This is a genomic window from Streptomyces sp. ERV7, from assembly GCF_001653515.1.
GTDB lineage: Bacteria > Actinomycetota > Actinomycetes > Streptomycetales > Streptomycetaceae > Streptomyces.
Genome location: NZ_LYOY01000029.1, coordinates 220,780 through 234,791, shown reverse-complemented (window position 1 = coordinate 234,791; position 14,012 = coordinate 220,780). Strand labels below are relative to the sequence as shown.

General features: G+C 71.5%; 11 protein-coding genes. 6 read left to right on the top strand and 5 right to left on the bottom strand.

What is annotated here, in order from left to right:
- The first annotated feature begins 34 nt into the window (after nt 1–34).
- From A8W25_RS07380 to A8W25_RS07360, 5 genes are all read left to right on the top strand, one after another.
- A complete protein-coding gene (locus A8W25_RS07380; protein ID WP_067157812.1) occupies nt 35–1,258 on the top strand; it encodes an MFS transporter in 1,224 nt (407 codons plus the stop codon).
- 68 nt (nt 1,259–1,326) lie between these two features.
- Nucleotides 1,327–2,979, top strand: coding sequence for a glucose-6-phosphate isomerase (pgi, locus tag A8W25_RS07375; RefSeq protein ID WP_067157810.1), 1,653 nt, complete (start codon nt 1,327–1,329; stop codon nt 2,977–2,979).
- A 4-nt stretch (nt 2,980–2,983) separates the two neighbouring features.
- Nucleotides 2,984–3,481: a PH domain-containing protein gene (locus A8W25_RS07370; RefSeq protein WP_067157808.1), complete on the top strand. Its 498-nt coding sequence runs from the start codon at nt 2,984–2,986 to the stop codon at nt 3,479–3,481.
- Nucleotides 3,478–5,082 carry a PH domain-containing protein gene (locus A8W25_RS07365; protein ID WP_079125880.1) on the top strand — a complete coding sequence of 535 codons (1,605 nt, stop codon included), beginning with the start codon at nt 3,478–3,480 and terminating at the stop codon, nt 5,080–5,082. The genes A8W25_RS07370 and A8W25_RS07365 overlap by 4 nt, the downstream gene beginning before the upstream one ends.
- A gap of 59 nt (nt 5,083–5,141) precedes the next feature.
- Nucleotides 5,142–5,987 (top strand): poly-gamma-glutamate hydrolase family protein, encoded by an 846-nt coding sequence (locus A8W25_RS07360; RefSeq protein WP_067157806.1) that lies wholly within the window; start codon nt 5,142–5,144, stop codon nt 5,985–5,987.
- Nucleotides 5,988–6,071: 84 nt separating this feature from the next.
- Here the strand turns inward: A8W25_RS07360 and pgl are convergent, their stop codons facing one another.
- Genes pgl through tkt form a run of 5 tightly spaced genes read right to left on the bottom strand, consistent with a single transcriptional unit; the run spans nt 6,072 to nt 12,713 of the window.
- Nucleotides 6,072–6,854, bottom strand: coding sequence for a 6-phosphogluconolactonase (gene pgl, locus A8W25_RS07355; protein WP_067157803.1), 783 nt, complete (start codon nt 6,852–6,854; stop codon nt 6,072–6,074).
- Complete coding sequence (opcA, locus tag A8W25_RS07350) at nt 6,851–7,933, bottom strand: glucose-6-phosphate dehydrogenase assembly protein OpcA (protein ID WP_067157800.1); 1,083 nt, start codon at nt 7,931–7,933, stop codon at nt 6,851–6,853. Before opcA ends, pgl begins: the two co-directional genes overlap by 4 nt.
- The gene (gene zwf / locus A8W25_RS07345; protein ID WP_067157799.1) at nt 7,930–9,453 is read right to left on the bottom strand and encodes a glucose-6-phosphate dehydrogenase; all 1,524 of its coding nucleotides are present in this window, start codon (nt 9,451–9,453) and stop codon (nt 7,930–7,932) included. Before zwf ends, opcA begins: the two co-directional genes overlap by 4 nt.
- Before the next feature lie 3 nt (nt 9,454–9,456).
- Entirely contained in the window at nt 9,457–10,575 is a 1,119-nt protein-coding gene (tal, locus tag A8W25_RS07340; RefSeq protein WP_067157797.1) for a transaldolase, read from the bottom strand.
- A gap of 35 nt (nt 10,576–10,610) precedes the next feature.
- Nucleotides 10,611–12,713: a transketolase gene (gene tkt / locus A8W25_RS07335; protein WP_067157794.1), complete on the bottom strand. Its 2,103-nt coding sequence runs from the start codon at nt 12,711–12,713 to the stop codon at nt 10,611–10,613.
- Nucleotides 12,714–13,043: 330 nt separating this feature from the next.
- Between tkt and A8W25_RS07330 the strand changes: the two genes are divergently transcribed.
- Entirely contained in the window at nt 13,044–13,997 is a 954-nt protein-coding gene (locus A8W25_RS07330) for a heme o synthase (protein ID WP_079125879.1), read from the top strand.
- Nucleotides 13,998–14,012: the final 15 nt, after the last annotated feature.

The following is a 14,012-nucleotide window of genomic DNA, read 5'->3' as shown; positions in this document are numbered from 1 at the left end:
TACCGTGTGAATCAGTCGATCACATGGGGGAGTTGTGGCAACGCTGGAGAGCGCCGCCGGGGCGGTGGCCGAGGTGCCCGGGTGGCGCGGGGGGTTCGGGCGGCTGTGGACGGCCGCGGTGGTGTCCCGGTTCGGGGACTCGCTGCGGGCTGCCGCGCTGCCGCTGCTCGCGGCCTCGCTGACCGGTGACCCGATGCTGGTCGCGCTCGTCACGGCGTGCGGCTTCCTGCCGTGGCTGCTCTTCGGGCTGCTCGGCGGCGCCATTGCCGACCGGGTGGACCAGCGCCGGGCGATGTGGGCGGTCGACCTGGTGCGCGGCGCGCTCATGGCCGCCTTCGCCGCCGCCGTGGCCCTGGGGCACGCCTCCATAGCCCTGCTCATCGCGCTCGCCTTCGCGCTCACCACGCTCCAGACGCTCTTCGACAACGCGGCGACGGCCCTGCTGCCCGCGCTGGTGCCCCAGCCCGCGCTCGGCCGGGCCAACGCCCGGCTGATGACCGGCCAGCAGATAGCCGGCGGCTTCCTCGCCGCGCCGCTGGTGCCACTGCTCCTGACGGCGGGCGACAGCGTGCCGTACGTGGCGGATGCGGTGAGCTTCGCCCTGGCGGCGGCGCTGGTGGCCTCGCTGCGCACGGCGGGCCCCGAGCGGCCCGCCCGCAAGCCCGGCTCCACCCTGCGCGGCGAGACGGCCGAGGGGCTGCGCGCGCTGTGGGGCGAGCGGAGTCTGCGCGCGCTCTGTGTGGCCACGACGCTCTGCAACATCGGCGTGGGCGCGCTCATCGCCACCCTGGTCCTGCACATCACCGGCTGGCTCCACGCGGGCCACGGCGGTTACGCGGCGGCGATCACCGCGTACGGGGCGGGCAGCGTCGTGGGCGGCCTGCTCACCCACCGGCTGGCCCTCCGGCTGGGCCGGATGGGAAGCGTGCTCCTGGCGGGCGCGGTCCAGACGGTGTGCCTGGCGGCGATGGGGTCCGTCCGGGAACTGTGGGTGTCGATCGCGGCCATGGCGGTGTTCGGGCTGATGGGGATGGTGTGGAACGTCAACCAGGTGACCCTGATGCAGGAGCGCACCCCGCAGGCCATGCTGGGACGCACCAGCGCGGCCTTCCGCACGCTCGCCGTGGCGGGGACGCCGCTGGGCGCGCTGGCGGGCGGTGCGGCGGCCTCCTCCTGGGGGCTCAACACACCCGCCCTGGTGGCGTCCGGATTGTTCCTGGCCGCCGTGGCCGCTCTGATTCCTGCCCTTACGTCCTGATCAACTAGGTTGGAGGCGCAGCGGGGCAGGTACGTACGCGAGTACGAGGAAGTGGGCTGATGTCAGAGATGAACGCAGAAGGCCGTACCAGGCTCAACCAGATGCCCGAGTGGACCGCACTGGGCAAGCACCGCGAGCAGTTGGGCGACACCCATCTGCGTGAGCTGTTCGCCGCCGACCCCGGCCGCGGCACCGGATACACCCTGACGGTCGGCGATCTGCATCTCGACTACTCGAAGCACCTCGTCACCGACGACACCCTGGGACTGCTGCGCGAGCTGGCCTCGGCCGCCGACGTGGCGGGCCTGCGGGACGCCATGTTCCGCGGCGAGAAGATCAACACGACCGAGGACCGCGCGGTGCTGCACACCGCGCTGCGCGCACCGCGCGGCGCGGTCGTCGAGGTCGACGGTGAGAACGTGGTGCCGGGCGTGCACGCCGTTCTGGACAAGATGGCGGCGTTCTCCGAGCGCGTCCGCTCCGGCGAGTGGACCGGGCACACCGGCCGGCGGATCAGGAACGTCGTCAACATCGGCATCGGCGGATCCGACCTCGGTCCGGCGATGGCTTACGAGGCGCTGCGCTCCTTCACCGACCGGGGCCTGACGGTCCGTTTCGTCTCCAACGTCGACGGCGCCGACCTCCACGAGGCGGTCCGCGACCTGGACCCGGCCGAGACGCTGTTCGTCATCGCGTCCAAGACCTTCACCACCATCGAGACGATCACCAACGCCACCTCCGCGCGCGACTGGCTGCTCACCGGACTGAGTGCCGGTCAGGACGCGGTCGCCAAGCACTTCGTGGCCCTGTCCACCAACGCCGACAAGGTCGCGGACTTCGGCATCGACACGGCCAACATGTTCGAGTTCTGGGACTGGGTCGGCGGGCGCTACTCGTTCGACTCCGCGATCGGCCTCTCGCTGATGATCGCCATCGGCCCGGACCGCTTCCGCGAGATGCTGGACGGCTTCCACCTCGTCGACGAGCACTTCCGTACCGCCCCCGCCGAGGCCAACGCGCCGCTCCTGCTCGGTCTGCTCGGCGTCTGGTACGGGGCGTTCTTCGACGCCCAGTCGCACGCCGTGCTGCCCTACAGCCACTATCTGTCGAAGTTCACCGCCTATCTCCAGCAGCTCGACATGGAGTCCAACGGCAAGTCCGTGGACCGTGACGGCAACCCGGTCGACTGGCAGACCGGCCCGGTCGTCTGGGGCACCCCGGGCACCAACGGCCAGCACGCCTACTACCAGTTGATCCACCAGGGCACCAAGGTCATCCCGGCCGACTTCATCGGCTTCGCCGAGCCGGTCGCCGACCTCCAGCCCGGCCTGGTCGCTCAGCACGACCTGCTGATGGCCAACTTCTTCGCCCAGACGCAGGCCCTGGCCTTCGGCAAGACGCCCGAGGAGGTACGGGCGGAGGGCGTGGCCGAGGAGCTGGTGCCGCACAAGACGTTCCGCGGCAACCACCCCACCACCACCGTTCTGGCACGTGAGCTGACGCCGTCCGTCCTCGGCCAGCTGATCGCGCTCTACGAGCACAAGGTGTTCGTCCAGGGCGCGATCTGGAACATCGACTCCTTCGACCAGTGGGGCGTGGAGCTGGGGAAGGTGCTGGCCAAGCGGGTCGAGCCCGCGCTGACCGACGGGGCGGACGTGCCGGGGCTCGACGAGTCGAGCAGGGCCCTGGTCGCCAAGTACCGGGCGCTGCGGGGCCGTTGAGGCCATGACGGGGGAGGGGGCGGTGCTGAGACCGCCGAAGAACGAGCTGGACCCGGCGGTCGTCGGCTGGTGGCGCGCTCAGGTGCTGGCGCTGACCGCGGCGCCGGTGGTGGTCCTCGCCGTCCTCGGCGTGCTCATCGCCCCCGCCCGGCCGTGGCTGCTCGCGGCGGCGGCCGGGCTCGCCGTGCCGGGGGCGCTCTGCGCCGCCCTGCTGCCCCCGTGGTGGTTCCGGGTGCACCGCTGGGAGGTCACCGACGACGCGGTGTACGTACGGACCGGCTACTTCTGGCAGGAGTCGCGGATCGCGCCGATGTCCCGGATCCAGACCGTGGACACCGTGCGCGGCCCGCTGGAGCGGTCGTTCGCGCTGGCCACGGTCACCGTCACCACCGCCTCCGCCAAGGGCGCCCTCAAGATCGAGGGCCTGCACCACGAGGTGGCGGCCGAACTGGCCGAGCGGCTGACCAGGATCACGGGGGCGACCCCGGGGGACGCCACATGAGCGGCGACCACCCGGGCGCCCCCGCCGACGCCTCCGTCCCGGCCGGGCCTCCCGCTCCCGGAGCCCCCGCTCCCGAGGCACCCGCCGACGCCTGGCTGCGGCTCGACCGGCGGCGGGTGCTCGTCTCCACCGCGCTCGGCGCCGGACTCGCCGTGGGTGCCGGACTGCCCACGGCGCTCGCCATGCTGGGCAGGGTGTCGGGCGCCTGGGTGTTCGCCGTGCTCTTCGGCTGGCTCGTGCTCCCGCTCGGCGGCGGCGCCCTCGCCGGATACGTGGGCTGGCGCCGCACCCGGTACCGGATCGGACCCGAGCGGGCCGAACTGCACACCGGACTGCTCCTGGTGAAGCGCCGCTCGCTGGCCCGCGAGCGGATCCGCAGCGTCGACCTCACCGCCAACCCGCTGCTGCGGATCCTCGGCCTGGTCAAGGTCAGGATCGGCACCGGCGAGCACAGCGGCGGCGAGTCCACGCTCGAACTCGACCCGGTCTCCCGCGCCGAGGGCGAACGGCTGCGCCGGGTGCTGCTCGCCCGCGAGGCGGCCGGGCCCGAGGGCGCCCACCGCACGGGCGAGCTGGCGGCGCTCGACCGCGGCTGGATCCGGTACGCCCCGGTGTCGTTCGTGGCCCCGGCACTCGCCGGGGCCGCGTTCGGCTCACTGATGCAGATCAGCGACTGGTTCGGCGTCCAGAGCGAGGTGGTGCACTGGGCCGGGGACCGCTTCCAGGACACCCCGCTCGGCTGGATCGTCCTCACCCTGGTCGCCCTGGCGCTGGTCGTGGGCGTGGGCGGCGCGCTCGGCCTTTGGGTCGAGATGTGGTGGAACTACCGCCTGGAGCGGGAGCCGGGCGGCACCCTGCGGGTGCGCCGGGGGCTGCTCACCTCCCGCTCGATCTCCATCGAGGAGCGCAGGCTGCGCGGCGTCGAGCTGGTCGAGCCGCTGGGCGTCCGGCTCTGCGGCGCCGCCCGGCTCGACGCGATCGCCACGGGGCTGGCCAGGAGCGAGGACGACGAGCACGCCGACCACAAGACCCTGCTGCCGCCCGCGCCCCGGGCGGTCGCCGCCGAGGTCGCCGCCCGGGTGCTGCGCGAGCCGGCCGCCCCGACCGACGCGGCCCTGACCGCGCACCCCCGTGCGGCCCGGGCCCGGCGGCTGCGGTGGGCGCTGCTCGCCGTCCTCGTCCCGGTGGCGGTCCTGGCCCTGCTCGGGGCGCTGCTGACCCCCGTCCTGCTCGCTGTGGCGGCGGGGTGCGCGGCGGTGGGGGTGCCGCTCGCGGTGGCCCTCGCCCTCGACGCCTACCGGAACCTGGGGCACGGCGTCGACGGGGCCTATCTGGTGGCCCGCTCCGGCACGGTCCGCCGGGCCACGGTGGCCCTTCAGCGCGGGGGAGTCATCGGCTGGACGGTGAAGCAGTCCGTCTTCCAGCGCCGCGCGGGGCTCCTCACCCTGACCGCCACGACAGCCGCCGGAGCCGGTGCGTACTCGGTCCGCGACGCCGCCGGGGCCGAGGGCCTGGCCTTCGCGGCGGAGGCGGTCCCGGGACTCCTGGAGCCGTTCCTGATACGGGAGCCGGGGCCCGGCGGGGCGGCCGAAGTGCGCTGATCCGGCCGGAACTCGACCCCGGCGCAGCACACCCGTACGGCATGGGGATCATTACGGCCATGACCACAACCAGCCGTCGCACGGTTCTCACCGCCCTGGCCACCGCCACCGTCGCAGGTCCCCTGCTGGGCGGGCTCGGCGCCGGTGCCGCGCACGCCACGAGCGCCAACGACCTCTACTCGTCCAACACCGACCTCTACACCAAGCTCGCCGGCAAGGAGGGCACCGACTTCGCCAGACGCTACAAGCGGCACGAGCAGGTCGACAGCGACCAGAAGACGGCCGTCGCGTACGGCCGTACCGCGATCCTCGCGCTGCACGGCGGCGGCATCGAGGGCGGCACCTCCGAGCTCTGCCTCGGCATCGCCGGATACGACCCGGCCACGCTCGCGGCCAAGGGCGGCCCGGCGTACGACTACTGGATGTTCGAGGCGATCCGCAGCAGCAACAACAGCGAGCTGCACGTCACTTCGAGGAACTGCGACGACAAGGTGGCCCTGTCCGTGGCTGCCGCCAACCTCAACGTGGTCAGCCTGCACGGCTGCACCGCCGCGCAGGCCGGGGCGCCCGTCTCGCGCCCCGAGGCCGTGGTCGTCGGCGGTCTCAACAACACCTTCAAGACGTATCTGCACGACGCGCTGCGCGCCGCCGGGTTCCAGACCATCGACGGCTCCACCGAGCCGGACCTGGCGGGCGTCGAGCCGACCAACATCTGCAACCGGACGCTGCTCGCCAAGGGCGTCCAGCTGGAGATCACGACCGAGCTGCGCAAGTCCATGTTCGCCGTGAACACCATCGCGGGCCGCGCGACCAGCACCACCGCCGTCTACGACACCTTCGTGGCGGCGGTCCGTACCGCCATCGCGCGCCTGGAGGCGTCCGGCGGCGAGCAGATCATCCTCTGACGCCCGCCACCGCCGCGGGAGAGAAACAGCGGGCCCGGTCCACCAGGAGGTGGACCGGGCCCGTCCGCGTCGGCGGCGCCGATGTCAGGGCGACGCCGGCGGATACAGCGCGCGCGGCAGCCGGGACGCGGCCGCCGAGTCGAGCAGCCACAGCGTGCGGCCACGGCCGTAGGCACCGGCGGCCGGCGCCTGCACCTCGCCCGCGCCGGACAGGGCGATGGCCGCGGCCTGCGCCTTGTCCTCGCCCGCCGCGAGCAGCCATACCTCACGGGCCGCCCGGATCGCGGGCAGTGTCATCGAGACCCGCACCGGCGGCGGCTTGGGCGCGCCGTGCACCCCGACCACCGTCCGCTCGGTCTCGCGCACCGCGGGCAGCTCCGGGAAGAGCGAGGCCACATGGGTGTCGGGGCCGACCCCCAGCATCAGCACGTCGAACGTCGGCACGTCACCGTGGTCCTCGGGGCCGGCCGCGGCGGCCAGCTCCTCGGCGTAGGCGGCCGCGGCGGCGTCGACGTCCTTGCCGTGCGGGCCGTCCGAGGCGGGCATCGCGTGCACCCGCTTCGGGTCGACCGGCACCGCGTCGAGCAGCGCCGCCCTGGCCTGGGTGACATTGCGCTCCGGGTCGCCCTCGGGCAGGAACCGCTCGTCACCCCACCACAGGTCGAGCCGCGACCAGTCGATCGCGTCCCGGGCCGGGGAGGAGGCGAGGGCGGCGAGCAGCCCGTTGCCGTTGCGGCCGCCGGTGAGGACCACGGACGCCGAGCCGCGTGCGGCCTGGGAGTCCACGATCTTCGTGATCAGCCGGGCCGCCGCGGCCTGCGCCATCAGCTCCTTGTCGCGGTGGACGACGAGCTGAGGGGTACTCACTTGGCCGCCGCCTTCTTGGCCGGAGCCTTCTTCGCGGCGGGCTTGGCGTCCGAAGCGCCCGAAACATCCGAAGCGTCCGAGCCGTCGGCGCTGTCCGCGCCCTTGGACGCGGCGCCGGCGGTCGCGGAGGCGGCCGGGGCCTTCTCCTGGGCCGGCTCGCCGAGCCGGTCCACGCCGTACCGCAGCGCGGAGGCGTAGGTGTCGTCCGGGTCGAGGCGCCGCAGCTCCTCGGCGATCAGCTCGGCCGTCTCGCGCCGCTTGAGCGCCACCGCGCGGTCCGGCTGGCCCTGGATCGAGAGCGTGGCCAGCGAGCCGTCGGCGCGGTCCAGGACGATCGGACCGCAGTCCGTCTCCATCCGTACGGCGGTCAGGCCGGGGCCCGAGGACTGCGAGCGCTTCACCGGCACGTCCAGCCGGTCCGCGAGCCACATGGCGAGCAGCTCGCAGCTCGGGTTGAACTCCTCGCCCTCCACCTCGACCGAGGTCACCTTGCACGACACCTGGTCGAGCGCCGCGGCCAGCATCGAGCGCCAGGGCGTGATGCGGGTCCACGACAGGTCGGTGTCGCCCGGGGTGTAGGTGTCGGCGCGGCCGGTCAGCTCCTCTATGGGCTGCTCGGCGGCGTAGGTGTCGGTGACCCGGCGCTGGGCGAGGGCGCCCAGCGGGTCGTTGGCCGGGTCGATCGGCGAGTTCACCGGCCACCAGACGACGACCGGAGCGTCCGGCAGCAGCAGCGGCAGCACCACCGACTGGGCGTGGTTGACCACCTCGCCGTACAGCCGCAGGACGACCGTCTCACCGGTGCCCGCGTCCGCGCCGACCCGCACCTCGGCGTCCAGGCGCGACTGGGTGCGGTCGCGCGGCGAGCGCGAGACCCGCTTGATGACCACCAGGGTGCGCGAGGGGTGCTCGCGCGAGGCGTCGCTCGCGGCGCGGAGCGCGTCGTACGCGTTCTCCTCGTCGGTGACGATGACCAGGGTCAGGACCATGCCGACGGCGGGGGTGCCGACGGCGCGGCGGCCCTGGACGAGCGCCTTGTTGATCTTGCTGGCCGTGGTGTCCGTAAGGTCGATCTTCATGGCCGGCGCCAGCTCCGTCCGTCTCGTGCGAGCATTTCGTCCGCCTCGACCGGGCCCCAGGTGCCCGACGCGTACTGCGCGGGCTTGCCGTGGGCGTCCCAGTACTGCTCGATCGGGTCGAGGATCCGCCAGGACAGCTCGACCTCCTCCAAGCGGGGGAAGAGGTTGGAGTCGCCGAGCAGGACGTCGAGGATGAGCCGCTCGTACGCCTCGGGGCTGGACTCGGTGAAGGACTCGCCGTAGGCGAAGTCCATCGACACGTCCCGGACCTCCATGGAGGTGCCCGGCACCTTGGAGCCGAACCGCACGGTCACGCCCTCGTCCGGCTGGACCCGGATGACCAGCGCGTTCTGCCCCAGCTCCTCGGTCGCCGTGTGGTCGAACGGGGAGTGCGGGGCGCGCTGGAAGACCACCGCGATCTCGGTGACCCGGCGGCCCAGGCGCTTGCCGGTGCGCAGATAGAAGGGGACGCCCGCCCAGCGGCGGTTGTCGATCTCCAGCTTCACGGCGGCGTAGGTGTCGGTCTTCGACTTGGGGTCGATCCCGTCCTCCTGGAGGTAGCCGACGGCCTTCTCGCCGCCCTGCCACCCGGCCGCGTACTGGCCGCGCACCGCGTTGGCGCCCAGGTCCTTCGGCAGCCGTACGGCGCCCAGGACCTTGGTCTTCTCGGCCGCGAGCGCATCCGCGTCGAAGGAGGCGGGCTCCTCCATCGCGGTCAGCGCGAGCAGCTGGAGGAGGTGGTTCTGGATGACGTCACGGGCCGCGCCGATGCCGTCGTAGTACCCGGCCCGGCCGCCGATGCCGATGTCCTCGGCCATGGTGATCTGGACGTGGTCGACGTACGACCGGTTCCAGAGCGGCTCGAACATGGTGTTGGCGAAGCGGAGCGCCAGGATGTTCTGGACGGTCTCCTTGCCGAGGTAGTGGTCGATCCGGAAGACCTCGTCCGGCGGGAAGACCTCGTGGACGACCTGGTTGAGCTCCTGGGCGGAGATCAGGTCGTGGCCGAAGGGCTTCTCGATGACCGCGCGGCGCCAGGAGCCGTCCTTCTGGTCGGCGAGCCCGTGCTTCTTGAGCTGCTGGACGACCTGGGGGAAGAACTTCGGCGGCACCGAGAGGTAGAAGGCGAAGTTTCCGCCGGTGCCCTGCGCCTTGTCGAGCTCGGCGATGGTCGACTTCAGCTGCTCGAAGGCGTTGTCGTCGTCGAAGTCGCCCTGGACGAAGCGCATGCCCTGGATGAGCTGCTGCCAGACCTCCTCGCGGAAGGGGGTCCGCGCGTGCGCCTTGACGGCGTCGTGCACCTCCTGCGCGAAGTCCTCGTCCTGCCACTCGCGGCGGGCGAAGCCGATCAGTGAGAAGCCCGGCGGAAGCAGACCGCGGTTGGCGAGGTCATAGACAGCGGGCATCAGCTTTTTACGGGACAAATCGCCCGTGACGCCAAAGATCACCAGGCCCGACGGCCCCGCGATACGCGGGAGCCGTCGGTCTGCGGCGTCACGCAGCGGATTGCTGCTTGACAAGTTCTACGCCTCCGAGGGTGCGAGGCGCGCCAGCTCCGCCTCGGTCGACTTGAGCAGGTCGTTCCAGGCCGCCTCGAACTTCTCGACGCCCTCGTCCTCCAGGAGCTGCACGACCTCGTCGTACGAGATCCCCAGCTTCTCGACGGCGTCGAGCTCGGCGCGGGCCTGCTCGTAGGTGCCCGAGACGGTGTCGCCGGTGATCTGCCCGTGGTCGGCGGCCGCCTCCAGGGTGGCCTCCGGCATGGTGTTCACCGTGTTGGGGGCGACCAGGTCGTCGACGTACAGGGTGTCCTTGTACGCCTTGTCCTTCACGCCGGTCGAGGCCCACAGCGGGCGCTGCTTGTTGGCGTGCGCCTTGTCCAGCGCGGTCCAGCGGTCCGAGGAGAAGACCTCCTCGTACGCCTCGTACGCGAGACGGGCGTTGGCCAGACCGGCCTTGCCGCGGGCGGCCTTGGCCTCGTCCGTGCCCAGCGCGTCGATCCGCTTGTCGATCTCGGTGTCCACGCGGGACACGAAGAAGGACGCCACGGAGTGGATCTTCGCAAGATCCAGGCCGCGCTCCTTGGCCTTCTCCAGGCCGGCCAGGTAGGCGTCCATGACCTCGCGGTAGCGGGCGAGGGAGAAGATCAGCGTGACGTTGACGCTGATGCCCTTGCCGATGACCTCGGTGATCGCGGGCAGGCCCGCCTTGGTCGCCGGGATCTTGATGAGCGTGTTCGGCCGGTCCACCAGCCAGGCGAGCTGCTTGGCCTCGGCGACCGTCGCCTTGGTGTGGTGCGCCAGGCGCGGGTCGACCTCGATGGAGACCCGGCCGTCCTGGCCCTCGGTCGCGTCGAAGACCGGGCGCAGGATGTCGGCGGCGTCCCTCACGTCCGCCGTCGTGATCATGCGGATGGCCTCTTCGACGGTGACCTTGCGAGCGGCGAGGTCGGCGAGCTGCTGCTCGTAGCCGTCACCCGAGGAGATCGCCTTCTGGAAGATCGACGGGTTGGTCGTGACGCCCACGACGTGCTGCTGGTCGATCAGCTCGGCGAGGTTGCCCGAGGTGATCCGCTTGCGCGACAGGTCGTCGAGCCAGATCGCGACGCCTTCGTCGGAGAGGCGCTTGAGTGCGTCTGTCATGAGAAATGCATCTCCTACTAGTTCGTATACCGGCGTCAGCGCGCGGCGGCGGCGAGAGATTCCCGGGCGGCTGCGGCCACGTTCTCGGCGGTGAAGCCGAACTCGCGGAAGAGCACCTTGCCGTCGGCGGAGGCACCGAAGTGCTCCAGCGAGACGATGCGGCCCGCGTCGCCCACGTACCGGTGCCAGGTCAGGCCGATACCGGCCTCGACCGCGACCCGCGCCTTGACCGACGGCGGCAGGACGCTGTCCTTGTACGCCTGGTCCTGCTCCTCGAACCACTCGACGGACGGCATCGAGACGACCCGGGTCGGCACACCGGCCGCCTGGAGCTCCTCGCGCGCCCCGACGGCGAGCTGGACCTCGGAACCGGTGCCGATGAGGACGACCTGCGCCTCAGCGGTCTCGCCCGAGGGGCCCGTGGCGTCGAAGAGCACGTAACCGCCCTTGGCCGCGTCCTCGTTGGGCTCGTACGTCGGCACGCCCTGACGGGTCAGCACCAGGCCGTGCGGGGCGCCCTTGCCGAACACCTTGGTGTACCGCTTGAGGATCTCGCGCCAGACGATCGCGGTCTCGTTGGCGTCCGCCGGGCGGACCACGTTCAGACCCGGGATCGCGCGCAGCGAGGCCAGGTGCTCGACCGGCTGGTGGGTCGGGCCGTCCTCGCCCAGACCGATGGAGTCGTGCGTCCACACGTACGTCACCGGCAGGTGCATCAGGGCCGACAGGCGCACCGCGTTGCGCATGTAGTCGGAGAACACCAGGAAGGTGCCGCCGTAGATACGGGTGTTGCCGTGCAGCGCGATGCCGTTCATCTCGGCGGCCATCGAGTGCTCGCGGATGCCGTAGTGGATCGTGCGGCCGTACGGGTCGGCCTCCGGCAGTGGGTTGCCCTCGGGCAGGAACGACGAGGTCTTGTCGATCGTCGTGTTGTTCGAGCCCGCGAGGTCGGCGGAGCCGCCCCACAGCTCGGGGATGACCGAGCCCAGCGCCTGCAGGACCTTGCCGGAGGCGGCGCGGGTGGCGACGCCCTTGCCGGACTCGAAGACCGGGAGCTTCTCCTCCCAGCCCTCGGGCAGCTCGCCCGCGTTGACGCGGTCGAACTCGGCGGCGCGCCGCGGGTTGGCGGTACGCCACGCGGCGAACGACTTCTCCCACTCACCCCGGGCCTCACGGCCGCGGTCCAGGGCGCCGCGGGTGTGCGCGATGACCTCGTCGGCGACCTCGAAGGTCTTCTCCGGGTCGAAGCCCATGACGCGCTTGGTGGCCGCCACCTCGTCGTCGCCGAGCGCCGAGCCGTGCGCGGCCTCGGTGTTCTGCGCGTGCGGGGCGGGCCAGGCGATGATCGAGCGCATCGCGATGAAGGACGGGCGCCCGGTCTCGGCCTTGGCGGCCTCCAGCGCCTCGAACAGCGCCTGCGGGTCGAGGTCGCCGTTCTCCTGCGGGGCCACGCGCTGGACGTGCCAGCCGTACGCCTCGTACCGCTTCAGCGTGTCCTCGGACACGGCGGTCTCGGTGTCGCCCTCGATGGAGATGTGGTTGTCGTCCCAGAGCAGGACCAGGTTGCCCAGCTTCTGGTGACCGGCCATCGAGGACGCCTCGGCGGAGATGCCCTCCTGGAGGCAGCCGTCGCCGGCGATCGCGTAGACGAAGTGGTCGAACGGGGAGGTGCCGGGGGCCGCCTCCGGGTCGAACAGACCGCGCTCGTAGCGGGCGGCCATCGCCATGCCCACGGCGTTGGCGACACCCTGGCCCAGCGGGCCGGTGGTGGTCTCCACGCCGGTGGTGTGGCCGTACTCCGGGTGGCCCGGGGTCTTGGAGCCCCAGGTGCGGAAGGCCTTCAGATCGTCCAGCTCCAGGCCGTACCCGGCCAGGTAGAGCTGGATGTAGAGCGTGAGGGACGAGTGGCCCGCGGAAAGGACGAAGCGGTCGCGCCCGGTCCAGTCGGCGTCCGCCGGGTCGTGGCGCATCACCTTCTGGAAGAGGGTGTACGCGGCCGGGGACAGGCTCATCGCCGTACCAGGATGGCCGTTGCCGACCTTCTGTACAGCATCCGCGGCCAGAACGCGGCCGGTGTCTACGGCCCGCTGGTCCAGTTCGGTCCACTCAAGGTCTGTGGTGGTCGGCTTGGTGCTCACCCTGAGTCAGGGCTCCTCTCCACATGTTCGTTCCCGGTGACTGTGGGCGCACCGGGCGCTGTCGAGCCTACCCCCGCCGGAACGCTCATTTTTTCGACTGCCCACCGGTTGGGACACACACCTCCAGAGTGCCCAAGAGCGGTCACTTCCGCCTCACGGCGTAGTCTTCGCGACCCGGCCCCAACACGAGCCCACCCCCGCGAAGGGCGGCGTATGGGCAACGTCTACAGTGGCGTGGTACGCGCAAGTCTTCGCCGGGCTCTCCTGCCCGGAACGTCCGGGCCCATCCGACCGATTGCCCCGGGACTTGCTGGGAATTCTCTGTCAGGGGTGTGCGTGACGGCCGTCGAGTCCCGACCCGCAGGGGTCGTCTTGACTCCCAGCCCGGGGGCCCATCGGCCGTTCGGGGCCCGCGTCAAGGCGTTCGTGGCACTGACCAAGCCGCGGATCATCGAACTGCTCCTCATCACCACCATTCCGGTGATGTTCCTGGCCGAGCAGGGCGTGCCGTCACTCTGGCTGGTGCTCACCACCACCATCGGCGGCTATCTCTCCGCAGGCGGCGCCAACGCGCTGAACATGTACATCGACCGCGACATCGACGCCCTGATGGACCGCACCTCGCAGCGGCCGCTGGTGACCGGGATGGTCTCGCCGCGCGAGTGCCTGGCCTTCGGCATCACTCTCGCGGTCGTCTCGACGCTGTGGTTCGGACTGCTCGTCAACTGGCTGTCCGCCGCGCTGTCCCTCGGTGCGCTGCTCTTCTACGTGGTCGTCTACACGATGATCCTCAAGCGCCGTACCGCGCAGAACATCGTCTGGGGCGGCATCGCGGGCTGTATGCCGGTCCTCATCGGCTGGTCGGCCGTCACGAACTCGATGTCGTGGGCCGCCGTCATCCTCTTCCTGGTCATCTTCTTCTGGACGCCGCCGCACTACTGGCCGCTGTCGATGAAGGTGAAGGACGACTACGCGCGCGTGGGCGTCCCGATGCTGCCGGTCATCGCCTCCAACCGGGTCGTGGCGCGCCAGATCGTCGCCTACAGCTGGGTGATGGTCGCCGTCTCGCTGCTGCTGACCCCGCTCGGCTACACCGGCTGGTTCTACACGGCGGTGGCGCTCGTCTCCGGCGGCTGGTGGCTCTGGGAGGCGCACGGGCTCCAGAACCGCGCCAAGTCGGGCGTGACGGGCGCGAAGCTGAAGGAAATGCGCCTGTTCCACTGGTCGATCACCTATGTGTCGCTGCTGTTCGTGGCGGTCGCGGTGGACCCGTTCCTGCGCTAGTCAGCCGCTCTTGTG

What these genes read in the sequence shown, in the direction of transcription:
- tal (WP_067157797.1), bottom strand. Translation starts at nt 10,575, where the DNA reads ATGACAGACGCACTCAAGCGCCTCTCCGACGAAGGCGTCGCGATCTGG.
- A8W25_RS07365 (WP_079125880.1), top strand. Translation starts at nt 3,478, where the DNA reads ATGAGCGGCGACCACCCGGGCGCCCCCGCCGACGCCTCCGTCCCGGCC.
- opcA (WP_067157800.1), bottom strand. Translation starts at nt 7,933, where the DNA reads ATGAAGATCGACCTTACGGACACCACGGCCAGCAAGATCAACAAGGCG.
- pgi (WP_067157810.1), top strand. Translation starts at nt 1,327, where the DNA reads ATGAACGCAGAAGGCCGTACCAGGCTCAACCAGATGCCCGAGTGGACC.
- A8W25_RS07370 (WP_067157808.1), top strand. Translation starts at nt 2,984, where the DNA reads ATGACGGGGGAGGGGGCGGTGCTGAGACCGCCGAAGAACGAGCTGGAC.
- A8W25_RS07360 (WP_067157806.1), top strand. Translation starts at nt 5,142, where the DNA reads ATGACCACAACCAGCCGTCGCACGGTTCTCACCGCCCTGGCCACCGCC.